Consider the following 25,198-nt stretch of genomic DNA (forward strand, 5'->3'; position numbering starts at 1 on the left):
ACCGCTCAGCGGTCGGCGTCGATCAGGGACTGCGGGCGCATGTCGGTCCAGTTCTCCTCGACGTAGTCGAGGCACGCCGGCTTCGGGGCCGGGCCGAAGACGGTACGCCAGCCGGCCGGGACCTCGGCGAAGACCGGCCACAGGCTGTGCTGGTTCTCGTCGTTGACCAGGACGGTGAAGGTGCCCTCGGCGTTGTCGAACGGGTTGGTGCTCAACGGGTGCTCCTCGTGTCGATGTGGGTGACCAGCGATTGCAGGGCTGCGAACCAGGCGGAGGCCAGCGCCTCGACCGATTCCGGCGGGAAGAGGGCGGCCGGCCAGGCCCAGGTGGCCACCAGGTAGGGGCCGGTCGGGCGGTCCTCGGTCTGGGCGTTGAGCACCAGGGCGTACGTCTCCGGCATGGCGTCGTCGGCGCCGTTCTCGGCGGCTTCGGCTTCGGGGGCGTAGTCCCAGTCGGCGGCGTCCGGGAAGTCGAAGCGGCCCATGTAGTTGAACTGGATCGGCGGGTGCGGCAACGCGGCCAGCACCGGCGCGGTGTCCGGGTTCAGGTACCGGAGCAGGCCGTACCCCATGCCGTTGTCGGGCAGGGCCGTCAGCTGACCGCGGACCCTCGCCACCGCCGCGGCGACGGCCGGGCCGCCGGAGGCGAGGTCGATGCCCGCGGTGTCGAGGCAGACCGGGAAGACGTTGGTGAACCAGCCGACCGTGCCGGACAGGTCGGCGCCGTCGACGAGATGCTCCTCGCGCCCGTGCCCCTCCAGGGAGACCAGAACCGCGTCGCCGGACCCGCGCCAGCGGGCCACGGCGACGCCGAGGGCTCCCAGCAGTACGTCGTTGATGCTCGCGCCGAGCCCGGCCGGCACCCGGGTCAGCAGGGCCTCCGTGACGGTCGGCGGCAGGATCAGGGTGACGTCGAGCAGCGTGGCGGCGACGTCGACGGCCGGATCGAGCGGCCGCCGGACGGGCAGCGGGCCGGCGCCGCGGGAGAGGATGTCCGTCCACATCGGTAGCTCGGCGAGCCGGGCCGGGTCCGTTGCGGCGGCGGCGAGCCCGGTAGCCCAGCGGCGGAACGAGGTGCCGGGGAGAAGCAGCGGCCCGCCGGCCACCGCGGCCTTGATGGCCGGCAGCAGCACCCGCCACGAGACGCCGTCGACCGCGAGATGGTGGACGAGCAGCAGCAGCCGGCCGGGCCGGGCCGGGCCCGCGTCCAGCCAGACCGCCCGGATCATGGCCCCGGCGCCGGGATCCAGAGCGGCCTGTGCGGTGCGGGCCTGGGCGGCGACCACGTCCCCGAGTTCGTCGAGGCCGCCGACGTCGACCCGTGTGGTCCAGTCCTCGGCGCGGGAGGATCCGCGCGGCGGCACGACCATGTGCCAGCCGGCGGTCCGGTCCAGGCGCGCCCGCAGGAGGTCGTGCTGATCGACGATGGTCTGCAGTGCGGACAGCAGGCGGTCCCAGCCGAGGCCGGCCGGCACCTGGACGACGGCCGACTGGTTGAAACCTTCGATCGGGCCCTCGACCTCGCTCAGCCAGCGCATGACCGGCGTGAGCGGGAACGGCCCGACGCCGTCCGCCGGGCCGGGTCCCGCCGAAGGCGCGAGCGCGGTTGCCCTCTCGGCCAGGGCGGCGACCGTCCGCGCCGCGAAGACCTGGCGGGGAGTGAGGCGCAGGCCGGCCGCCCGGGCCCGGCCGACCAGGTGCATCGCGACGATGCTGTCGCCGCCGAGCGCGAAGAAGTCGGCGTCGGCACCGACCGACGGGAGGCCGAGGGAGGCGGCGACGAGGCCCGCGATGATCCGCTCGCGTTCGGTGGCCGGTGCCCGCCCGGCTGCCGCCTCGAGCGCCGGGGCCGGCAGAGCGGTCTTGTCCAGCTTGCCGTTGGCGAGCAGAGGCAGCCGGTCGAGCTCGACCAGGGCCGACGGAATCATGTAGCCGGGCAGCTCGAGCTGAAGGACGGCCGGGTCGGCGGGTGCGCCGACCGTGTAGCCGACCAGACGGCGGAAGCCGGGCCGGTCCTCGCGGGCGACGACCGCGGCCCCGGTCACACCGGGCTGGGCCGCCAGCATCGCCTCGATCTCGCCCAGTTCGACCCGGAAGCCCCGGATCTTCACCTGCTCGTCGACCCGGCCCAGGTATTCGACGCTGCCGTCCTCGGTGCGGCGCACCAGGTCGCCGGTCCGGTACATGCGCGCGCCGGGTGGCCCGAACGGGTCCGCCACGAAGCGGTCCGCGGTCCGGCCGGGCCGGCGCAGGTAGCCGCGGGCCAGTCCGGCCCCGGCGACGTAGAGCTCGCCGGCGATCCCGGCCGGCACCGGGCGCAGGGCGTTGTCGAGCACATAGGCGCGCGCCCCGGCCACCGGATGCCCGATCACCGGCGACGGGGTGTCGGCGATGCGGGCGCTCAGGGCGTCCACGGTCGTCTCGGTCGGCCCGTACAGGTTGAACGCGGCCGTGCCCGGCAGCGAGCCGAGGCGTTCCCACAAGGCCGGTGAGACCGCTTCGCCGCCGACCCCGACCACCGCGAGCGGGCAGACGCCGTCGCGGATCAGGCCGGCGTCGGCGACCTGGGCGAGGTGCGACGGGGTCAGCTCGATGAAGTCGATGCCCTCGCGCCGGATCAGTTCGGCGAGCTGGGCCGGGTCGCGCTGCGCCTGTTCGGTGACGATGTGCAGGGCGTGCCCGTCGAGCAGCCACAGTTGCGGCTGCCAGGAGGCGTCGAACGCGAACGACCACGCGTGTGCGACCCGCAGGCGGCGGCGCCCGGTGGCTTCCCGGGCCGGCCGGTGCAGCTGGGCGTGGTGGCTGCGGAACAGGTTGACCAGGTTCCGGTGGGTGACCACGACGCCCTTCGGGCGGCCGGTCGAGCCGGAGGTGTAGATGACGTAGGCCGGGTGGTCGGGTCCCGGCGGGATGACCGGTTGCCCGGGGAAATCGTTGGTGGGCAGGGCATCCAGCACGAGCTTCGGTCGCGCGTCGTCGATCATCGCGGCCCGGCGGGCCGCCGGGTAGGCGGGGTCGATCGGCAGATAGGCCGCGCCGCTTTTCAGTACGCCCAGAATGGCGACGATCGCATCGGGGGTGCGGGGCAGCGAGATCGCCACGATGTCGTCGGTGCCGACGTCGTGGGCGGCCAGATAGCGGGCGAGCCGGTCCGATCGCTCGTCGAGTTCGCCGAAGGTCCACCGGGTGCCCTCGCCGACGACCGCTGTCGCGTCGGGAGACTCGGCCACCTGGGCTTCGAAGAGGGTGACCGCGGTGGTGTCCTCCCGGGGTGGCACGTCGGCGATCGGGTGCACGGCGGGCATCAGATCGAGTTGCCCGACCCGGCTTCCGGGGTTGGCCGCGAAGGACGTCAGGACGGCGGTCATGGCCTCGAGAATCCGGCCGGCGACCGGCGCCGCGAACAGGTCGGTGCGAAACTCCAGGCCGATCCGCAGCCGCTCGCCCGGGTCGACGACCCAGGTCAGCGGGTAGTGGGTCGCGTCCCGGCCGCCGGCGTCCACGGCGTTGAGCAGCGTGCCCTCGTCGTCGCCCCGGTCGGGGTAGTTCTCGACGATCAGCAAGGTGTCGAACAGGTCGCCCACCCCGGCGAGGCGCTGGATGTCGGCCAGTCCGAGGTGCTGATGGTCGAGCAGGGCGGACTGGGAATCCTGCACCCTCGTCAGGAACTCGGGCACGGTCTCCCAGGGATCGATGCGCACCCGCACCGGGATCGTGTTGATGAACAGGCCGATCATCGACTCGACGCCCGCAAGCGCGGCCGGCCGGCCGGAGACGGTCGCGCCGAACACCACGTCGGTCCGGCCGGTGAGGCGGCCCAGCACCACGCCCCAGGCGGCCCGGATCAAGGTGTTCAGGGTCAGGCCGAGCCGCCGGGCGAGCCCGGTCAGCGCGGTGGTCGTGCCGAGGCTCAGCTCGTGCCCGGTCAGCGACGGAACGACCGGTTCGCGTTGCGGATCCGCCGGGGCGAGCCGGGTGGCGTCGCCGACGCCGGCCAGCGCTTCGGCCCAGGCCCGGCCGGCGGCCGCGCGGTCCTGCCGCCCGAGCCACCCGAGGAAGTCGCGGAACGACGGCGTCCCGGCATCCGGCGACGGTGTGGCGCCGCTGCTTCCGGCGTAGAGCTCGGCCAACTGCGCCATCAGCGGGCCGCGGGACCAGCCGTCCATCAGGAGGTGCTGGTGGGTGAGAACCATGCGGTAGCCGCCGCCGGCCTGGGCCAGCAGGACCCGCAGCAGCGGCGCGACCGACGGGTCGAAGCGCCGCCCCTCCTCGGCCAGGCAGCGCCGCCACGCCTCCTCGAAGGCGTCGCCGTCCAGCCCGGACAGGTCGACCTCGGCCCACGGCAGCGCGACCGAGCGGGCGGCGACCGCGACCGCCCGGCCGGAGCCGAGCTGATGGAACGACGCCCGCAGGTTCGCGTGCCGCCGCAGCAGGGCCTGGCCGGCCGCGCGCAGCCGGGCCGGTTCGACCGTGCCGGGCAGATCGAACACCATCTGCACGGTGTAGAGGTCGACGCCCTCGTCGTGGAAGGCCGAATGGAACAGCAGTCCGGCCTGCAGCGGCGTCAACGGAAGGACCTCGTCGACGTCGAGGCCGAGCGCGGCGATCTCGGCGGTCTCGGCCTCGGTCGGATCGACCAGGGCGCCGCCCTCCGGCACCGCGGTGGAGGTCGCGCCGGCCGCCTCGGCCAGCGCGGCGGGCGTACGGAGTTGGAAGACCTGCCGCAACGACAAGGCGAGTCCGGCCGCCCGGGCCCGCCCGACCAGCGCGATGGAGACGATGCTGTCGCCGCCGAGCCGGAAGAAGTCGTCCCCGGCACCGGCCGGGACCCCGAGCACCTCGGCGAACAGCTCGCAGAGCAGCTGTTCCCGCGGGGTGCGGGCCGGCGCGCCGGTGCCCGCGGCGGCGAGGTCGGGGGCGGGCAGCGCGGCCCGGTCGAGCTTCCCGTTCACCGACACCGGCAGCCGGTCGAGCACCACGAAGGCGGTCGGCACCAGGTGCGCCGGCAGTTCGGCGGCCAGGGCCGTCCGGAGCGGTTCCTCGGCGTACGCGTCCTCGACCGTGAGGTAGGCGATCAGATGGGCGGCACCGGGTTTGTCCTCCCGGAGGAGGACGACGGCCGAGCCGATCCCGGGCTGCCGGGCGATCGCCGCCTCGATCTCGCCCGGTTCGACCCGCAGGCCCCGGATCTTCAGCTGCCCGTCGCCGCGGCCGAGGAACTCCAGGACGCCCGGCTCGATCCACCGGACCTGATCGCCGGTGCGGTACATACGCTCGCCCGGAGGGCCGAACGGATCGGCCACGAAACGCTCCGCGGTCATCGCCTGGCGGCCGCGGTAGCCGCGGGCCAGCTGAACGCCGGACAGATAGAGCTCGCCCGGCACACCGGCCGGAACCGGCCGCAGGCAGCCGTCGAGCACGGTCACCCGGGTGTTCGCGAGGGGACCGCCGATCGGGACGGTGCCGGAGCCGGTCCCCCGCGCGGCCGGCCAGGCGGTGACGTCGACCGAGGCTTCGGTGGGTCCGTAGAGGTTGTGCAGGGCGGCGTCCGGGAGCAGGCCGCGGCAGCGCCCGGCGAGAGCGGCCGGCAGAGCCTCGCCGCTGCAGATGATCCGGCGCAGCGTGGCGCACGCTCGGCCCTCGGGCAGGAACGCCGTGAGCATCGACGGCACGAAGTGGACAGTCGTGATCCGCTCGCGCCGGATCAGCTCCGCGAGGTAGGCCGGATCGCGATGGCCGTCGGGGCGGGCGATGACGAGGGTCGCGCCTACGGTGAGCGGCCAGAAGAACTCCCACACCGAGACGTCGAAGCCGGCCGGTGTCTTCTGGAGCACCCGGTCGGCGCCGGTCAGGGCGTACGCGTCCTGCATCCAGCGCAGGCGGTTCACGATGCCGGCGTGCTCGACCGCGACGCCCTTGGGTGTCCCGGTCGAGCCCGAGGTGTAGATGACATAGGCCGGGTTCCGCGGTCCCGGCCTTTCGAGGAGCACATCGGGGTCGCCGAGGGGCCGGTCGAGCACGATGGTGTTGCCCTCGAGTCGTGCTGCCGCGGCGGCATGCGTGAGGACGGCGACCGGGCGGGCATCCCGCAGCATGGCCGTGATGCGGGCGTCCGGGTGGTCGAGGTCGAGCGGCAGATAGGCCGCTCCCGCCCGCACCACCGCGTGGATCGCGACCACGAGGTCGATCGAGCGTGGGAGGGCGAGGGCGACCACCTTCTCCGGCCCGGCGCCGGCGGCGGCGAGCACCCGGGCGAGTCGGTCGACGCGGTCGCCGAGCTCGCCGTAGGTGAGCGCCTCCCCCTCCGGTCCGAGCAGCGCGAGGGCCTCGGGGGTGGCCCGGATCTGAGACTGGACGAGCTCGGGAAGCGCGGTCGCGGGAAGGTCGCGCCGCTCGCCGGTGCCGTCGGCCAGCATCGTGGCTTCCTCGCCGGGAGTGAGCAGCCCGATCCGGCCGACGGTCGAATGCCGATCGAGGGCGGCCAGCAATGCGTCAACGACCGTCGCCAGCGCGGCCACGATCGCGGACGCCCAGGAGCGCTCGATGGCGCCGGGGCGGAATTCCAGGGCCAGGCGCAGAGCGGACGGGCCCGGCTCGGCGATCAGGGTCAGCGGGTAGTGCGTGGCGTCCTGGCCGTCGGTGCCGACGACGGGCAGGCCGCCGGGCTCGGCCAGGTCGTCGCCGGGATAGTTCTCGAAGACCAGCAGGCTGTCGAAGAGTTCGCCGTGTCCGGCCAGGCGCTGGATGTCGGCCAGCCCCAGGTGCTGGTGTTCGATCAGGGCGGCCTGTTCATCCTGCAGACGGGCCAGGAGGACCGGCACCGGCTCGTCCGGATCCAGGCGCACCCGGACCGGCACGGTGTTGATGAACAGGCCGATCATCGACTCGACGCCCGGCAGGTGCGGCGGGCGGCCCGCGACCGTGGCCCCGAAGACCACGTCCGAAACGCCGGTCAGGCGCGACAACATCAGGCCCCACGCCGCCTGCACCACGGTGTTGAGGGTCAGGCCGTGCGAGCGGGCCACGGCCAGGCGCGAAGCCGGCACCGCGACCTCGACCACCGAAAGCGCAGCGGCGGCCGGCCCGGAGGCAGCCACCCGGGTCGGCCCCGGCAGGCCGGCCAGCGCCGACGACCAGGCCGCGGAGGCGACGGCCCGGTCCTGCGCGGTCAGCCAGGCCAGGTAGTCGCGGAACGGGCGGATCGCCGGCGGCGCTGCGGCATCGCGGTACAGGGCCGACAACTCGGCCAGCAGCGGGCCCCGCGACCACCCGTCGAGCAGCAGATGGTGATGGGTCACCACGAGCCGGTGCCGCGACCGGCCGTCATGCACCAGCGCGAAGTGCATGAGGGGTCCGGTGCCGGGGGAGAATCGGCGCGGGGACTCGGGCGGGCCGTCGGTTTCGGTCCACGGCACCGCAACCGAGGCCGGGACGACGCTCACCGCCGCACCCGACGACAGATGATGGAACGACGCCCGCAGGTTGTCGTGCCGGTCGAGCAACGCTTGACAGGCCTGCCGGAGGCGGTCGCCGTCGACCGGACCGTCCAGCAGGAGCTCCATGCGGACGGTGTAGACGTCCGGCCCGGCGTCCTCGAGCATCGAGTGGAACAGCAACCCCGCCTGCAGCGGGGAGAGCGGAAGGACTTCCCGTACGTCGTACCCGAGCGCGGCGATCTCGCGGCGATCGGCGTCGGTGAGAGTGACGAGCGAAAGGCTCGCCGGTACGGCGTCTGCGCCGGTGGCCGTTCCGGCGACCGCGACCAGCCGGCCCGGGGTGCGGTGCTGGAACACCTGCCGGGGCGTGAGCACCAGCCCCGCCGCGCGGGCCCGCCCGACCAGCTGCATCGACATGATGCTGTCGCCGCCGAGGGCGAAGAAGTCGTCGTCCACCCCGGCGCCGGCCACGCCGAGCACGCCGGCGAAGACGTCGCAGAGCAGCTTCTCGCGGGGCGTGCGCGGCGTGCGCGAGGCGGATCCGGCGGTGAACGAGGGCGCGGGCAGGGCGGCCCGGTCGAGTTTGCCGTTCACCGACACCGGCAGGGCGTCCAGCGCCACGAAGGCCGCCGGCACCATGTGGTCCGGCAGGAGCGCGGCCACGTCGGCGCGCAGGCGCGTGGGGTCGGCGCCGCCCACGACGTACGCGATCAGCCGCCTGGCCCCGCCGTCCTCCCGGACCACCACCGCCGCCCGGCGGACGCCCGCCTGGCGGGCGATGACCGCCTCGACCTCGCCCGGCTCGACCCGGAAGCCGCGGATCTTGACCTGGTGGTCGGTGCGGCCGAGGAACTCGAGGGCGCCGGAGGCGTTGCGGCGAACCAGGTCCCCGGTGCGGTACATGCGCGATCCGGCCGGGCCGAACGGGTCGGCCAGGAAGCGGTCGGCGGTGAGGCCGGGCCGCCCGAGATAGCCGCGGGCGAGGCCGAGGCCCCCGAGGTAGAGCTCACCGGCGACGCCGGGCGGGACCGGGTTGAGACCGTTGTCCAGCACGTGGGCGGTCTGCCCGGGGTCCGGGAAACCGATCGGGACGCTGCCGGCGGCGGTCGGCGAGCACTCCCCGAGGGTTGCGTTCACGCTGGTCTCGGTCGGCCCGTACGCGTTGAACATCCGCCGCCCGGCCGCGAACCGCGCGGTCAGCCGGGCCGGCACCTCCTCGGTGCCGGCGAGCAGCGTGACCCCGAGGGGCAGATCGGCGTCGAGGGGCAGCGCGCCGAGCACCGACGGCGGCAGGGCCATCTGGGTGACCTCGTGCTTGACGATGTATTCGACCAGCGGGCGGCCCGGCGCGCGCAACTCGGCCGGCACGACGACCAGCGCACCGCCGGACAGCAGCGCCTGGCCGATCTCCCAGTACGCGAGGTCGAAGCTGGGTGACGCGTACTGCAGGACGCGGCTGTGCTCGTCGATGCCGAGCCGGATCTGCTGGGTGGCAACCAGTTTGGCGACGCCCTCGTGGGTCATGACGACGCCCTTGGGCTGCCCGGTCGATCCGGAGGTGTAGATGACGTAGGCCCCGTCCAGAACGCCGGGGCGCCGCGGCGCGGCCGGCCCGGACGCGGTCACGTCGACGACCGGGAGCCCGCCCGGCAGCACGTCCCGCGCGATCGCGGCCGACGGGCGGGCGTCCTCGATCATGTAGCGCAGCCGGTCGGCCGGGTAGTCCAGGTCGAGCGCCAGGTAGGCGGCGCCCGAGCGGAGCACGCCGACCAGCGCGGTGATGAGGTCGGCCGAGCGGGGCAGGGCAACCGCGACGACGTGTCCGGGGCCGATCCCGCGGGCCGCGAGCGCGCCCGCCAGCCGGGCCGTACGGGCGTCCAGTTCGGCGTAGCTGATCTGCTCGTCCGCGCAGATCACCGCGGTGCGGTCAGCGAAGGCGGCCGCCGTCACGGCGAAGCGCGCCGGGAACGTGGTCGGCGTGATGCCTTCGACGCTGCCGCTGCCAATGCCGGCAGCACCGGCCAGCCCGAAACGGCCGACCGGCGTACCCGGTTCATCGGCGAACCGGGTCAGCAGCGCGACGAAACGGTCCATCAAAGCGTCGGCCGCGTCGCCGACCCGATGCCGGATCTCGAGGTGGATGCGCTCGCCCGGCTCGGCGATCAGCACGACCGGATAGTGGGTGGCGTCGTCGTCCTGGACCGTGGTGACCGTCAGGCCGGGCACCGGCCGGCCTTCGCCGGACGGGTAGGACTCGAAAACGGTCAGCGTGTCGAACAGTTCACCGTGCCCGGCGAGGCGCTGGATGTCGGCCAGACCGAGGTACTGGTGGTCCATCAGAGCGGCCTGCTCGTCCTGCAGGCGGACGAGCAGGCCGGTCACCGGTTCGGCCGGGTCGAGCCGCACCCGAACCGGGATCGTGGTGATGAACAGGCCGATCATCGACTCGACACCCGGCAGGTCCGGCGGCCGGCCGGCCACGGTCGCCCCGAAGACGACGTCGTCGCGGCCGGTCGTGCGGGCCAGCAACAGGCCCCACGCCGCCTGGACCACGGTGTTGAGGGTCAGGCCGTTGGTCCGGGCCAGGTCGCCCAGCCGCGCGCTGAGGTCCGCGTCCAGAGCCCTTTCGATGCCGGCCGCCGGAGCTTCGGGAGCAGCCAGGCGGGTCGGGCCGTCCAGGCCGTCCAGGGCCTGCTGCCAGGCCGACACGGCCGCCTCCCGGTCCCAGCGGGACAGCCAGGAAAGGTACGCCTTGTAGGGCGCGACCGGCGGCAGGGACCTCCCCGCGTACAGGTCGAACAGGTCCCGCACCAGCAGAGGGGCCGACCAGCCGTCCAACAGGATGTGGTGATGGGTGATGGTCAGGCGATGGCGCTCGGGGGCCAGCCGGACCAGCGTCATCCGGAGCAGCGGCGGCTTCGCCATGTCGAAGCCCGCGGCCCGGTCCGCGGCGGCCGCCTCCGGCCACGCCGCCGGATCGGCCGCGCTCAGGTCGTGGAAGGACCAGGGCAGGCGCACCCGGGACGGGATGGCGGCGACGGTGCCGCCGCCGGCCGTACGCCGGAAGGCCGCCCGCAGGTTCGCGTGCCGGTCGAGCAGCGCCTGCCCGGCCGCCCGCAGGCGCGAACCGTCGAGCGGCCCAGCCAGTTCCAGCGTCGTGGAGACGGTGTAGACGTCGGTGGCGCCCTCGTCGTACAGGGCGTGGAACAGCAGGCCCTCCTGCAGCGGCGACAGCGGCAGGACGTCCTCGAGCCCGGTCTTCTTGGTCACTGCGTCTCCCACTCGGACTCCAGATCGGCGAACTCCGCCTCGAAGCCGTCGATGTCGTCCTGGCTCAGCTCGACCAGGTTCAGGTCGGACGGGGTGTAGCCGCCGCCGGTCTGCCCGGCCAGCGAGCGCAACGCGGCCAGCCAGCGGTCGGCCAGGTCGCGCACCTGCCCGGCGTCGAGCAGGCGGCGCGGCCAGGTGAAGGTGGCGCTCAGGCGGGGCCCGTCGGCGCCGTCCTCGGTGACGGCGTTGATTTCCAGCAGGTAGTCGGCCGGCATCTCGCCGTCGGCGCCGCCGCCCCAGCCCTCCCCCGCGGGTTCCCACGGCCGCTCGCCGGCGTCCCCGGCCGCGAACCGGCCGAGGTAGTTGAAGCCGATCGTGGGTCGTCTCCTCAGCGCGGGCGCGGTCGTCGGATCGAGGTGACGGAGCAGCCCGTACCCGATGCCGTTGGTGGGCACCGCCCGCAGCCGTTCCTTGACGACCCGCAACGCCTCGTCCGGCGCCTCGGCGCCGAGGTCGAGCCGCACCGGGTACTCGCTGGTGAACCATCCGACCGTCCGCGACAGGTCGGCGCCCGGCACGAGTTCCTCCTCGCGGCCGTGCCCTTCCACCATCACGACCGGGCCGAGCCCGGCCGGCCACTCGCGCATCGCCATCGCGAGCGCCGTCAGCAGCACGTGGTCGACCGGCGCACGGAATGCGGCCGGCACGCTGGTGAGCAGCGGCCGCGTCTCCTCCGGCGGCAGCGACACCTCGTGCTCGTCGCAGGAGGAGACCGGGTCGAGGCGGCGGCCTTCCGGCACGCCGGTCATCACCTCTTCCCAGTACGCCGCCTGCCGCGTGACCGTCTCGTCCCGGGCGAGCCGGTCGAGCTCGCGCGCCCAGCGCCGGAACGAGGTGCCGGCCGGGGGCAGCGTGACCGGCCGCCCGGCCCGATAATCGGCCCAGGCCGCGGCGAGGTCGGGCAGCAGGATGCGCCACGAGACACCGTCGACGACCAGGTGATGGACGACGAGCAGCACGTGCCGTTCCTGCCGGACCGCCCGGAACATCACGCCGCCGGCCGGGTCGAGCGGCCGGTCGAGGGGGCCGATCGGCGTTCCCGGCGCGGGAATCTCGATGCCGTCCGGCGTCACCCGGGCCCGCAGCATGTCGTGCCGGTCGGCCAGCGCCTGCAGGATCGCCGTCAGCGCCTCGTCGGTGAGGCCGGGCGCGGCGTGCAGCAGCATCGACTGGCGGTAGTTGCCGGTCGGGCCGTCCACTTCGGAGAGCCAGCGCATCACCGGCGTGAGCGGGGCCCGGCCCCACGCCTCGCCCGGATCCTCCCGGCGGACCACGTCGTCCGGCACCGCCGCGGCCAGCCCGGCCGGGGTCTTGTGCCGGAACACGTCCCGCGGGCCGATCGCCAGGCCGGCCGCGCGGGCCCGGCTCACCAGCTGGATCGAGACGATGCTGTCGCCGCCGAGCGCGAAGAAGTCGTCGTCGGCGCCGACTCCCGGCCGCCCGAGCACCTCCGCGAAGAGGTCGCACAGCAGCCGCTCGCGGTCGGACCCGGCGGCCCGGCCGGTGGTCGTGAACTCCGGCTCGGGAAGTGCTGCCACGTCGAGCTTCCCGGCCGTCGTCCTCGGCAGCGCGTCCACCTCGACGACCGCCGCCGGAATCATGTAATCGGGAATTTTGCTTCGCAGGTCGGTGCGGTCCGGGCCGACGACGTACGCGATGAGCCGCCCGTCCCGCACGACCACCGCGCCGGGCTGGCCGAGCGCGGCCTCGACCTCGCCCAGCTCGACGCGGAACCCGCGGACCTTCACCTGCCCGTCGGCCCGCCCGGCGAGGCGCAGCGTTCCCCACCTGTCGCGGCGACCCAGGTCGCCGGTCCGGTACATCCGGCTGCCCGGCGGGCCGTAGGGGTTCGCCACGAAGCGGTCGGCCGTCAGCCCGGTGCGGCGCAGATAGCCGTGCGCGAGGCCCTCGCCGGCCACGTAGAGCTCGCCCAGCACGCCGGCCGGGACCGGCAGCAGCGCGTTGTCCAGCAGGTAAGTCCCGACGTGGCTCAGTTCGTAGGCGTCCCGCTCCGGCCCCGTCCAGCCGTAGGCGTCCACGGAAGCCTCGGTCGGGCCGTACAGGTCGATGACCCGCAGGCCGGGCGTGGCCGCGATGCGTGACCACAGTTCCTGGTCGGTGGCCTCGCCACCGACCAGTAGGGTCGACAGGCCGGCCTCGAGGATCCCGGCCCGGATCAGCTCGCGGAGGTAGGTCGGGGTGACGTCGAGGACGTCGAGGCGGTGCTGCCGGACGTAGCCGACGAGGGCCGCGTCGTCGCGGTATTCGTCGTCGTCGAGGACGTGCAGGGTATGACCGTCCAGCAGCCAGATCAGCGGCTCCCAGGAGCCGTCGAAGGTGAACGACGCGACGTGGGCGACCTGCTTCTTCCCGCCCGGCATGAGCCGTTCGCGGTGGGCGGCGAAGAGGTTGACGATGCCGCGGTGCGGGACGACGACGCCCTTCGGCCGGCCGGTCGAGCCGGAGGTGTAGATCACGTACGCCGGATCGCCGGGTTGAACCCTCCCGCGGAGGGCGGACCATGCGGCGCCATCCGCACCAGGATCACCGTCGGCGGACACGAGCAAGCGCGGGCCGGTCCAGGGCACATCCACGCCGTCGGCCGTGACCAGCACCGCCGGGGCAGCGTCGTCGAGCATCGCGGCCACCCGCGCGGCGGGCTGGTGGACGTCCAGGGGCAGATAGGCGGCACCGCTGGCCAGAACGCCGAGGATGCCGGGCACGGTCAGCGGGCGAGGCAGCGCCAGCGCCACCAGGTCACCGCGGCCCAGACCCCGGCTGCGCAACGCCGACGCCACTGTCGAGGCCCACTGCGCCAACGCGGCGAAGGTCCAGGAGCGCCCGCTGGAGACCAGGGCGACCGCGTCCGGTGTAGCCGCGGCCTGCGCGGCGAACAGGTCGACGATCGAACCCTGCGCCCCGGCGAAGGTCCGGCCTCCGGCCCCTTCACCGGGCAGGAGCACGTCGACCCGGCTCACCACGGCCGTGGGATCCGAGACGACGGCGGACAACACCCGCTGCAGTCGCTCGACCAGCGCCGCGGCGGACGACGGGCGGTAGAGGTCGGTGGCGAACTCCAGCACGCCTTCGATCCCCCGGCCGTCCGCGGCATCCGCGAAGTCGAACGACAGGTCGAACATCGCCCCGCGATGCCCCACCGGCTCCGGGCGTCCGGTCAGCTCGGCGAGCCGCCACTCGCCTCCGGAGGCCGGCAGGTAGGAAACCATCGTCTGGAACAGCGGATGCCGTCCCAGTGACCGCTGGGGGTTGAGCGCCTCGACCAGATGCTCGAACGGCACCTCCTGCCGATCGAACGCCGCCAGGTCGGCCTCCCGCACCCGCGCCAGCAACTCCCGGAAGGTCGGGTCGCCGGAGACATCGGTCCGGAGCACGAGCGTGTTGACGAAGAACCCGACCAGGTCGTCCAGGGCCGAGTCGGGCCGTCCGGCGACCGGGGACCCGAGCGGGACGTCGGTTCCCGCGCCGAGCCGCGACAACAGCACCGCGACCGCCGCCTGCACGACCATGAACAGGCTCGTGCCGGTGGCGCGGGCGAGCGCCCGCAGCGACGAGGCCACGTCCTCCGGAAGCACGAACGGGACGACCCCGCCCTCGTAACCGGCTTCGGCCGGGCGCGGCCGGTCGACCGGCAGGTCCAGCTCGGCCGGCAGCCCGTCCAGGGCCTCCCGCCACGCTTCGACGAGCGGAGCGAGAGACGCCGATCCGGCACGCTGCCACAGGGCGAAATCGGCGTACTGCACGGGAAGCGGCGGGAACTCCGGGGCGCGCCGGGCGCGCCGGCTGGCGTACGCCGTTGCCAGATCCGACTTCAGCGGCTCCTCCGACCATTCGTCGCCCGCGATGTGGTGCAGCAGCAGGAGCAGGACGTGCTCGTCCTGTCCGACCGAGAACACGTGCACCCGCAGCGGCACCTCCCGGTCCAGCTGGAAGGCGTGCGCGGCCGCCTCGGCGAGCCGGCCGGCGACATCGGTCCCGGCCACGCCGGCAAACGTGACCGGGACCGCGTCCGGGCCGAGCAGCTGCTGACCCGGCGTGCCGCCGACCGACGGGAACACGGTCCGCAGCGTCTCGTGGCGTTCCACGACGTCCCGGACCGCGGCGGTCAGCGCGTCCTGGTCGAGCGGTCCGTGCAGCCGCCACGCCATCGGCATGTTGTAGGTCGGGCTCGGCCCTTCCAGCCGGTAGAGGAACCAGAGCCGCTGCTGGGCGAAGGAGAGCGGCACCCGTTCCGGCCGTTCCCCGGCCACGAGCGGTGCTCGCGTCGAGCCGGTCAGCCGCGGCAGAAGCGCGGCCACCGTGGGCGTGTCGAACACCGCCCGCACCGGAACCTCGACGCCGAGCACCGCGCGCACCCGGCTCGCGAGACGCATCACCAGCAGCGAATGGCCACCCAGCGCGAAGAAGTCGTCGTCGATCCCGACCACCGGCACACCCAGCACCTCGGCGAACAGGTCGCACAACCGCTGCTCCCGCGAGCTGCGCGCGGTTCTTCCACCGGTAGCCGAAGGCGAAGGTGGCGGCAACGCGGCCACGTCCAGCTTGCCCGCCGCAGTCCGCGGCAGCGCCTCCACCTCGACGATCGCCGACGGAATCATGTAGCCGGGAAGCTTGCCACGCAGATCGGTCCGGTCCCGCCCGACCACGTACGCGATCAGCCGCCCGTCCCGCACCACCACCGCACCCGGCTGCCCGAGCGCCGCCTCGACCTCGCCCGGCTCGATCCGGAAACCGCGGACCTTCACCTGCCGGTCCGCCCGCCCCGCGAAGCGCAGCGTCCCGTCGCGGTCGCGCCGGGCCAGGTCGCCGGTCCGGTACATCCGGCTGCCCGGCGCCCCGAACGGGTCGGCCACGAAACGGGCGGCGGTCAGCGAGGTCCGGTTCAGATAGCCGTGTGCCAGGCCGGCTCCGGCGACGTAGAGCTCGCCGAGCACTCCGGCGGGCACCGGCTGCATCGCCGCGTCCAGCAGATAGGTACGCACATTGCTCAGCTCGTACGCGTTCCGCTCCGGTCCCGTCCAGCCGTAGGCATCCACGGACGCCTCGGTCGGGCCGTACAGGTCAACCACCCGCAGGCCGGGAGTGGCGCCGATGCGCGACCAGAGTTCCTGGTCGGTGGCCTCGCCACCGACCAGCAGGGTCGACAGGCCGGCCTCGAGGATCCCGGCCGGGATCAGCTCGCGGAGATAGGTCGGGGTGACGTCGAGAACCTCGATGCCGGCCGCCTTCACCCGCGCGACCAGGCGGTGCGGGTCGCGGTATTCGTCGTCGTCGAGGACGTGCACGGTATGACCGTCCAGCAGCCAGATCAGCGGCTCCCAGGAGCCGTCGAAGGTGAACGACGCGACGTGGGCGACGTTTTTCCGGCCGCCCGGCATGAGCCGTTCGCGGTGGGCGGCGAAGAGGTTGGCGATGCCGCGGTGCGGGACGAGGACGCCCTTCGGCCGGCCGGTCGAGCCCGACGTGTAGATCACGTACGCCGGATCAGCCGGCGAGATCCTTCGGTCGCCGGTGGAGGTGGGCGCCGGGTCGAGAGGCAGCAGCAGGCGAGGGCCCGTCCACGGCACGTCGACCCCGGCGGCGGTGACCAGCACCGCCGGCGAGGCATCGGCGAGCACGCCCGCGATCCGGGCCGACGGCTGATCGGGATCCAGGGGCAGGTAGGCAGCTCCGCTCGCCAGAACCCCGAACAGGGCCGGCACGGTCAGCGGCCGCGGCAACGCCAGCGCAACCAGATCGCCGGGCCCCACACCACGCTGCGCGAGAACGCCGGCCAACCCGGACGCCCACGATGACAGCTCGGCGAAGGTCCACTCCCGGCCACCCGAAACCAGCGCAACGGCGTCCGGCGTCCGGGCCACCTGCTCGGCCAGCAGACCGACGATCGAACCGTCCGGCGGTACGACGGTCGGGCCGGCGATCCCTTCACCGGGCAGGAGCACGCCGATGCGGCTCACCACGGCGGCCGGATCGGCGGCGACGGCGGCCAGGACCAGGAGCAGCCGCTCGACCAGCAGCAACGCCGAGGAGCGGTCGAAGCGGCCGGTGGCGAACTCGAGCTCGCCCCGCACCCCGTCCCGCGCCTCGACGAAGTCGAACGACAGGTCGAACATGGCGACCTGCTGCCGCACCCGCTCGGTCTCGACCCGCAGCGATCCCAGATGCCAGGTGCGGTCGGCCTCGCCGAGGTAGGACACCATCGTCTGGAACAGCGGGTGCCGTCCGAGCACCCGTCGCGGGTTGAGCGCCTCGACGAGGTGCTCGAAGGGGACGTCCTGCCGGTCGTAGGCGCCCAGGTCGGCCTCGCGCACCCGGCCGAGCAGTTCGCGGAACGTCGGATCGCCGGCGAGATCGGTCCGCAGGACCAGGGTGTTGACGAAAAATCCGACCAGGTCGTCGAGCGCCGAGTCGGGCCGGCCGGCGACCGGCGACCCCAGCGGGATGTCGGTTCCCGCCCCGAGTCTCGACAGCAGCGCCGCCACCGCCGCCTGCACGACCATGAACATCGACGTCCCGGTCGAACGGGCCAGCGCGCGCAGCGGCCCGGTCACCCGCTCCGGCAGCCGGAAGGCGACCACGTCACCGTCGCCCGTCCCGGCCGCCCGGGGCCGGTCGGCGGGCAGGTCGAGCTCCTCGGGAAGCCCGTGCAGCGCCTCCCGCCAGCCGTCGAGCGAAGCAGCGAGCGACGACGCCTGGTCATGCTGCCAGACGGCAAAATCGGCATACTGCACCGGCAGGGCCGGGAAGCGCGGCGCCTGCCCGGCGCAGCGCGCGGTGTACGCGGCGACAACGTCCCGCCGCAGCGGCACGTCCGACCATTCGTCGCCGGCGATGTGGTGCAGCAGCAGGAGCAGGACGTGCTCCTCCGGCGCGACCCGGAACAGGTGGGCGCGCAGCGGCGGCTCCCGGTCGAGCTGGAACCCGTACGCGCCCAGCGCGGCCAGCCGATCGCCCAGCGCGACCTCGTCGATGTCCTCGACCAGCACCGCGACCGGCCCGGCGGGGAGCACTGTCTGGAAGGCCTCGCCGTCCTCCTCGCCGAAAACGGTGCGCAGAGTCTCGTGGCGGCCCACCACGTCGCCGACCGCGGCGACGAGCGCGTCGCGGTCGAGCCGGCCGCGCAGCCGCCACGCGATCGGGATGTTGTAGGTCGGGTCCGGCCCTTCGAGCCGGTAGAGGAACCAGAGCCGTTGCTGGGCAAAGGAAAGCGGCACACGCGAGGGTCGCGCCCGCGCCACGAGCGGCGCCCGGGTCGAGCCGGTCAGCCGTGGCAGCAGCGTCGCGACCGTGGGCGCGTCGAACACCGCCCGCACCGCGACCTCGACGCCGAGCACCGCCCGCAGCCGGCTCGCGAGACGCATCACCAGCAGCGAATGACCGCCCAGCGCGAAGAAGTCGTCGTCGATCCCGACCACCGGCACACCCAGCACCTCGGCGAACAGGTCGCACAACCGCTGCTCCCGCGAGCTGCGCGCGGTTCTTCCACCGGTAGCCGAAGGCGAAGGTGGCGGCAACGCGGCCACGTCCAGCTTGCCCGCCGCAGTCCGCGGCAGCGCCTCCACCTCGACGATCGCCGACGGAATCATGTAGCCGGGAAGCTTGCCGCCCAGATCGGTCCGGTCCCGCCCGACCACGTACGCGATCAGCCGCCCGTCCCGCACCACCACCGCACCCGGCTGCCCGAGCGCCGCCTCCACCTCGCCCGGCTCGATCCGGAACCCGCGGACCTTCACCTGCCGGTCCGCCCGCCCCGCGAAGCGCAGCGTCCCGTCGCGGTCGCGCCGGGCCAGGTCGCCGGTCCGGTACATCCGGTCGCCCGGCGCCCCGAAGGGATCGGCGACGAACCGCTCGGCCGTCAGCCCGTGGCGTTTCCGATACCCCTCGGCCAGTCCGGCCCCGGCGACGTAGAGCTCCCCGGTGACACCCGCCGCGACGGGGCGGAGGGCGCCGTCGAGCACGTACGTCCGTACGTTGGTGAGCCGGTAGGCGTCCCGGTTGCCGCCCGTCCAGCCGTACGCGTCCACGGACGCCTCGGTCGGGCCGTACAGGTCGAAGCAGCTCAGCCCCGGCGCCGCACAGGCCTGCGCCCACAGCTGGGGATCGACCGCTTCGCCGCCGACGAGCAGGGTGCCGAGCCCGGATTCGAGGACTCCGGCCGGGATCAGCTCGCGCAGGAAGGTCGGGGTCACGTCGAGCACCCGGACGTCGTGCGCCCTCAGATAGCCGACCAGGGCTGCCGGGTCGTGGTACGTCCCGGCGTCGATCACGTGCAGTTCGTGGCCGTCGAGCAGCCAGAGCAGCGGTTCCCAGGAGCCGTCGAAGGTGAACGACGCGACGTGCGCGACCTTCCGCTTCGGGCCGCCCATGAGGTGTTCCCGGTGGCTGGCGAAGAGGTTCACGATTCCGCGGTGAGGCACGACGACGCCCTTGGGACGCCCGGTCGACCCCGACGTGTAAATCACGTAAGCCGGATCGGCCGGACATCTGGGGTCATCGGCTGTGGATAACAGAGGGGTGTTCTCAGCTTCGGCCGGTTCACTTGTCCCCACCCAGTGCAGGGTGGGGGTGGACCGGGAAGGCGCCGAACCGATCAAGATCGAAAGGCGCCGGGCCGGTCCCGGCACCTCGGCGCCGGGAGCCGCAATCACCACGGCCGGCCCGGCGTCGTCGAGGATCGACCGGATGCGGGCGGACGGCTGATCGAGGTCCAACGGAAGATAGGCGGCCTCGCTCGCCAGCACACCGAAGATCGCCGGCACCATCAGCGACCGCGGCAACGCCAGCGCCACCAGGTCGCCGCGCCCCACGCCCCGGCCACGCAGCGCCGACCCCAGAGCCGAGGCCCATCCGTCCAGCGAGGCGAACGTCCACGAGTCCCCGGCGGTCACCAGCGCGACCGCGGACGGCGTCCGGGCGGCCTGCTCCCGCAGCAACCCGCCGATGCTCGTCGACGGAACCGGTGCGACGGGACCCTGCGCCACCGCGAGCTCCGGCTCCGACAACACCGTGACCGACCCGAGCGGAGCATCCGGTGCCGCGCAGACCTGCTCCAGCACCCGCTCCAGCCGATCGAGCAGCACCGCGGCCGAGGAGGCGCTGAACAGATCCCCGCGATACTCCAGATTCAGGTGCATCCGCTCGCCGGGGCGAGCGGTCAGCGTCAGCGGGTAGTGCGCGCAGTCCCGCACCGAGGCGTCGGTGATCCGTAATGAAGGGCCGAGCGACGGCAACGACGACCCGAGCGGATAGTTCTCGAACACGGTCAGCGAGTCGAACAGCTCGCCGTGCCCGGACAGCCGCTGGATCTCGGCCAGCCCGAGGTGCTGATGGTCGAGCAGCGCCGCCTGACCGTCCTGCAGACCCCGCAACATCCCGGCCACCGACGACGCCGGGTCGAGCCGGATCCGCACCGGCAGCGTGTTGATGAACAGGCCGATCATCGACTCGACGCCCGCCAGGACGGGCGGGCGGCCCGCGACCGTCGCCCCCACCACGACGTCGTCCCGGCCGGTCAGCGCGCCGGCGACGACTCCCCACGCGCCCTGGACCACCGTATTGAGGGTCAGGCCACGGTACCGGCCCAGTGCCACCAGCCGGGCGGTCAGGGCGGCGGGCAGGTCGCGTACGACTCGGAGCGGAACCACCGCGGTGGCCGGTGCCCGTCCCGCCAGGAGGGTGGGCCCGTCGAGGCCGGCGAGGTTTTCCCGCCAGGCCGCGGCGGCGGCCGGGCGGTCCTGCGCCGCGGTCCAGGTGAGATAGGTCCGGAAGCCGGCCGGTGCCGCAAGCGGAGAACCCCGGTAGAGCGCCGCCAGCTCGTCGACCAGCAGCGGCACCGACCATCCGTCCAGGAGCAGGTGGTGGTGCGTGATGACGAGCCGGTGCCGGTCCGGTCCGAGCCGGACCAGCGTCATCCGCAACAGTGGCGCCGTCGCCGGATCGAACCGAAGGCCGAGATCGTCGTCGAGAGCGAGCTGCTCGACCTCCGACCACGGCAACGCCACCTGCCGCGGCACGATCGCGACCGCCTGACCGTTCCTGCGGCGGCGGAAGGCGACCCGCAGGTTGGGGTGCCGGTCGAGCAGCGCCTGCCCGGCCGCCCGCAGCCGGGGACCGTCCAGCGGTCCCGCCAGCAACAGCGACAGCCGGCCGGTGTAGACGTCCGGCCCGTCGAGCTGCGTGTGGAAGAGCAGGCCCTCCTGCAGCGGGGTCAGGGGAAGGATGTCCGAGATACCAGAGCTCACGGGAGCTGCCATTCCGCTTCGAATTCCTCGATCTCCCGCTGGCTGAGCGAGGCGGTCAGGTCCGACGGCGTCAGGCCGCCGGTCGCCGGGCCCCGGGTGTGCGAGACGAGGGCCTCCAGGGCGGCGAACCATCCGGCGGCGAGACTCGCCACCGCGCCGTCGTCGATCAGCTTGCGGGGGTACGCCCAGGTGACGCCCAGTTCGGGGCCGCTGCCCGTGTCCTGGACGTAGGCGTTGACCTCCAGTGTGTACGGCACGACCGGCATGCCGAGGTCGAATCCGCCGGCGAGGATGCCGTGCCCGGCGACCGGCTGCCAATCGCCGTCCCCGGCCGCGAAGCGCCCCAGGTAGTTGAAGCTGATCTGTGGTCCGGGCAGCGCCGCCAGAATCGGCCCGGCTTCCTCGGACAGGTAGCGGAGCATCCCGTACCCGATGCCGTGATCGGGGATGGCCCGCAGCTGTTCCTTGATGCGTTTGAGGGCGATGCCCGCCGCCGGGCCGCCCGCCAGCGCCTCGTCCAGGTCGGCGTCGCCGGGGTCGAGCCGCACCGGGAACACGCTCGTGAACCAGCCGAGCGTCGGCGCGAGGTCGGCGCCGGGCACGACCTGTTCCTCGCGGCCGTGGCCCTCGAGCGCGACGAGCACCGACGATCCGCCCCGCCAGCGGGCGACCGCCAGCGCCAGCGCGGTCAGCAGCACGTCGTTGACGCCGCCGTTGAACGCGGCCGGCACGCTGCCCAGCACCGGCTCGGTCACCGCCGGGCCGAGCCGGACGGTGTACCGCGCAACGGAATCCAGGTCGCCGACGGGCCGCAGCGGCCGCGCGCCGAGAGGCGGGTCGGGCCCGTCCAGAATGCGTTGCCACAGGCCGACCTCCGAGGTTCGCCCGGCCGCCGCCGACGACAGCGCCGAGGCCCAGCGCCGGAACGAGGTCCCCCCGCGCTCCAGAGCGGAGCCGGACGCGGCCGCGGCCATGTCGTCGGTGAGGAGGCGCCAGGAAACCCCGTCCACGATGCTGTGATGCAGCACGAGCAACAGTTGGTCACGGGCGGGGAACCAGACCGCCTGCGCCATGACCCCGTTCGCCGGGTCGAGTCGTGCGGCCGCCGCCTGTTCCTCGGAGTGGACCGAGGATTCGGACTGCCGCAAGGGAATCGGCGCGCCCGGCAGCGATACCGTCAGCACACCGGCCGCGCGGTCGAGCCGGGAACGCAACAGATCGTGCCGCGCCACCAGCGCGTCCAGCAGCACCCGGAGGTCCGCTTCGACGGCGCCCGGCGGTGTGCGGACGACCAGTGACTGGCTGAAGGCGTCGACCGCGCCGCCGGTCTCGTCGAGCCACCGCAGGATCGGCGTGAACGGGATGTCCCCCACCCCGTCGTCGTCCGCGGTGGTGCCGCCCGGGTCGAGTTCGGTGACCACGGTTGCCAGCGCGGCCACCGTCCGCTGCTCGAAGACCTGGCGGGAGGTGCAGACCAGCCCGGCCGCCCGCGCCCGGAGCACCAGCTGGATCGAGACGATGCTGTCGCCGCCGAGGGCGAAGAAGTCGTCTTCGATGCCCACTCCGGGCACACCGAGCAGGTCGGCGTACAGGTCGCGCAGGACCCTCTCGTGCGGCGTACGCGGCGCGGTCCCGGTCGCCAGCACCGCGAAGTCGGGCGCCGGAAGCGCCGCCCGGTCAAGCTTTCCACTGCTCAGCGTGGGCAGCCGGTCGAGCACCACGAACCCGCTGGGCACCAGGTGGGCGGGAAGGCAGGACTCGGCGTGCAGGCGTAGTGCCTTGACGAGTGCGGCCGGACCGGTGCCGGCGGCCGGGATGTTGGCCAGCGGGAACCCGCCACCCGGCCGATAGGCGTCGCGGGGCGGCGATCCCAGCTGGAACACCGCTTCCAGCCGGCCGTCAGGCGAGGAACCAGCCCACGTCACGACGAGCTCGTAGCCGCACGAGGAGGCCAGCGCATGCAGGTCCTCGACGTGCGCCCGCTCATGCGGGATGCCGGTCAGGCGCACCCGGGGCTCACCCCGGGCGAGCACCTCGCGCACGTCGGCGCCCCAGCCGTACGCGGATTCCGGCGGCGCACCGGGCGCCGGCCCCGGGGAGAGCAGCACGTCGTACCGGTATCGGCTCAGCTCGTTGTCGTACCGCCCGCGCTTGACCCGGATGTCGACGCAACCGAACCCCAGCGAGGCGAAGAAATCCGGGTCGAGCAGCAACTCCCGCTCGGCCCGCAGGGCCCGGTCGACGGCGTCCGGCGAATCGTCGCCGCGCGCGGCCTGCGTTGCCGCGACGAGCTCCCGGTGCAGGCGCAGATTCCGTACGTCACCCAGAAAGACCTGACCGCCCGGCGCGAGCCGCGAGGCGGCCGTGCGCAGCACGGACCGCAGGTAGCCGGCGCTCGGAAAGTACTGCGTCACCGAGTTGATGACGACGGTGTCGAAGTAGCCGGCCGGCACCCCCTCGAGGTCGTGAGCCGGTTGCGCCCGCAGGGTGACCCGGTGGGGCGACATCACCGCCCGCAAAGCGGCGATGGCCTCCTCCGACAGGTCGAGAGCCCAGTAGTCGGCGCATTCTCCGGCGAGCCGCGACAGCAGCAGTCCGCTGCCGACGCCGATCTCGAGGATCCGCCGCGGTCCCAGTGACCGGATGAGGGAGACGGTCGCATCCCGCCACGCGCGCATCTCGTCGAGCGGGATCGGAGCGCCGTCGAAGCTGCTGTTCCATCCGGTGAAGTTCTCGTCGGTCCGCTCGGCCCGGCCGGACCGGTAGAGCAGCTCGTGCAGCTCTTTCCACTCCGCGACCTGATCGCCGTCGTGGACGGCGCCTGCGGCCGGCACCACATAGGCGGCCAGCCGTTCGTCGCGGACGACCACCGCGGCCTGCCCGACGCCGGGATGCCGCGTGAGCACCGACTCGATCTCGCCCGGCTCGACGCGGTAGCCGCGCACCTTGACCTGGTCGTCGCTGCGCCCGAGGAAGTCGAGCCGGCCATCCGCACGCCGGCCGGCCAGGTCGCCGGTCCGATACATCCGGCCACCGGCCGGCCCGAACGGGTCGGCCACGAAGCGGTCCGAGGTCAGGCCGGGCCGGTTGAGGTAGCCACGGGCCAGCCCCGGACCGGCCAGGTAGAGCTCGCCGGGCACGTCGTTGGCGACCGGCCGCAGTGAGGCGTCGAGCAGGTAGGCGCTGGTGCCCGGATCGGGCCGTCCGATCGGCACCGACGTCTCGGCCCGCTCGGGGTCGCACTCCCCCAGCGTCGAGTTGACGGTCGCCTCGGTCGGCCCGTACGCGTTGAACATCCGCCGTCCGCGCGCCCACCGGGCCACCAGTTCCGGCGACACCCGCTCGGTTCCGGCGAGCAGGATCCCCGGCGGCAGCTCGCTGTCGGCGGGGAGTGCGGCGAGCAGCGCCGGCGGCAGAATCATGAAGTTGACGCGATGTTTCCAGGCGTACTCGGTGAGGGCCGGGCCGGCGACCCGGCGCTCGCTCGGCACCACGACCAGCCGGCCGCCGGAGAGCAGCGCCAGGCACAGATCCCAGAACGCCACGTCGAAGCTCGGCGAGGCGAACTGCAGCACCCGTACGTCCGGCGTGAGGCCGAATCGCTCGAACTGTGTCGACAGCAGCTTCGCCACCCCGGTGTGGGTGAGCAGAACGCCCTTGGGCCGGCCGGTCGACCCCGAGGTGTAGATGACGTAGGCGGCGTTCTCGACCCGCAGCCCGGGCCGGGCCGGGTCCGTGGCAGGCGCGGCCTCGATGTCGCCCGGGTCGTCGAGAAGCACGTCGGCCCGTGCCAGGACGTCCGATGTGCTGACCAGGCAGACCGGCTGAGCGTCGGACAGCAGGAAGGCCAGACGTTCGCCCGGATCGGCCGGGTCGAGCGGCAGATAGGCGCCGCCCGCCTTCAGCACGGCCAGTTCGGCCACGATCAGGTCGATCGAGCGGGGCAGCGCGAGCCCGACCACCCGGTCGGGCCCGACGCCGCGCGCCTGCAGCACGTGGGCCAGCCGGTTGGCCCGCACGTCGAGTTCGGAGTACGAGAGTTCGGTGTCCTCGAAGACCAGCGCGACCGCGTCCGGGTCCCGGCGGACCACCTCCGCGAACAGATCCGGCAGAACGGCCGGGGCCACCGTGAGCGGTCCCCCGCTGGTTACTACTCCGTCGGTCGGCATGTGGC

General features: G+C 73.6%; 4 protein-coding genes. All 4 read right to left on the reverse strand.

The features are described from left to right. Window positions 1-5: 5 nt before the first annotated feature. Genes ACIA5C_RS42105 through ACIA5C_RS42120 form a run of 4 tightly spaced genes read right to left on the reverse strand, consistent with a single transcriptional unit; the run spans window position 6 to window position 25,193 of the window. On the reverse strand, window positions 6-215 hold the full coding sequence (locus tag ACIA5C_RS42105; protein ID WP_396065646.1) for an MbtH family protein: 210 nt from the start codon (window positions 213-215) through the stop codon (window positions 6-8). Continuing rightward, window positions 212-10,705, reverse strand: a complete 10,494-nt coding sequence (locus ACIA5C_RS42110) for an amino acid adenylation domain-containing protein (RefSeq protein ID WP_396065648.1) — start codon at window positions 10,703-10,705, stop codon at window positions 212-214. The genes ACIA5C_RS42105 and ACIA5C_RS42110 overlap by 4 nt, the downstream gene beginning before the upstream one ends. Then, on the reverse strand, window positions 10,702-21,024 hold the full coding sequence (locus ACIA5C_RS42115; protein ID WP_396065650.1) for an amino acid adenylation domain-containing protein: 10,323 nt from the start codon (window positions 21,022-21,024) through the stop codon (window positions 10,702-10,704). The genes ACIA5C_RS42110 and ACIA5C_RS42115 overlap by 4 nt, the downstream gene beginning before the upstream one ends. Next, window positions 21,021-25,193 carry an amino acid adenylation domain-containing protein gene (locus ACIA5C_RS42120; protein ID WP_396065652.1) on the reverse strand — a complete coding sequence of 1,391 codons (4,173 nt, stop codon included), beginning with the start codon at window positions 25,191-25,193 and terminating at the stop codon, window positions 21,021-21,023. Before ACIA5C_RS42120 ends, ACIA5C_RS42115 begins: the two co-directional genes overlap by 4 nt. Between the last annotated feature and the right edge of the window lie 5 nt (window positions 25,194-25,198).

This window comes from Actinoplanes sp. NPDC051343 (assembly GCF_044455125.1).
GTDB lineage: Bacteria > Actinomycetota > Actinomycetes > Mycobacteriales > Micromonosporaceae > Actinoplanes.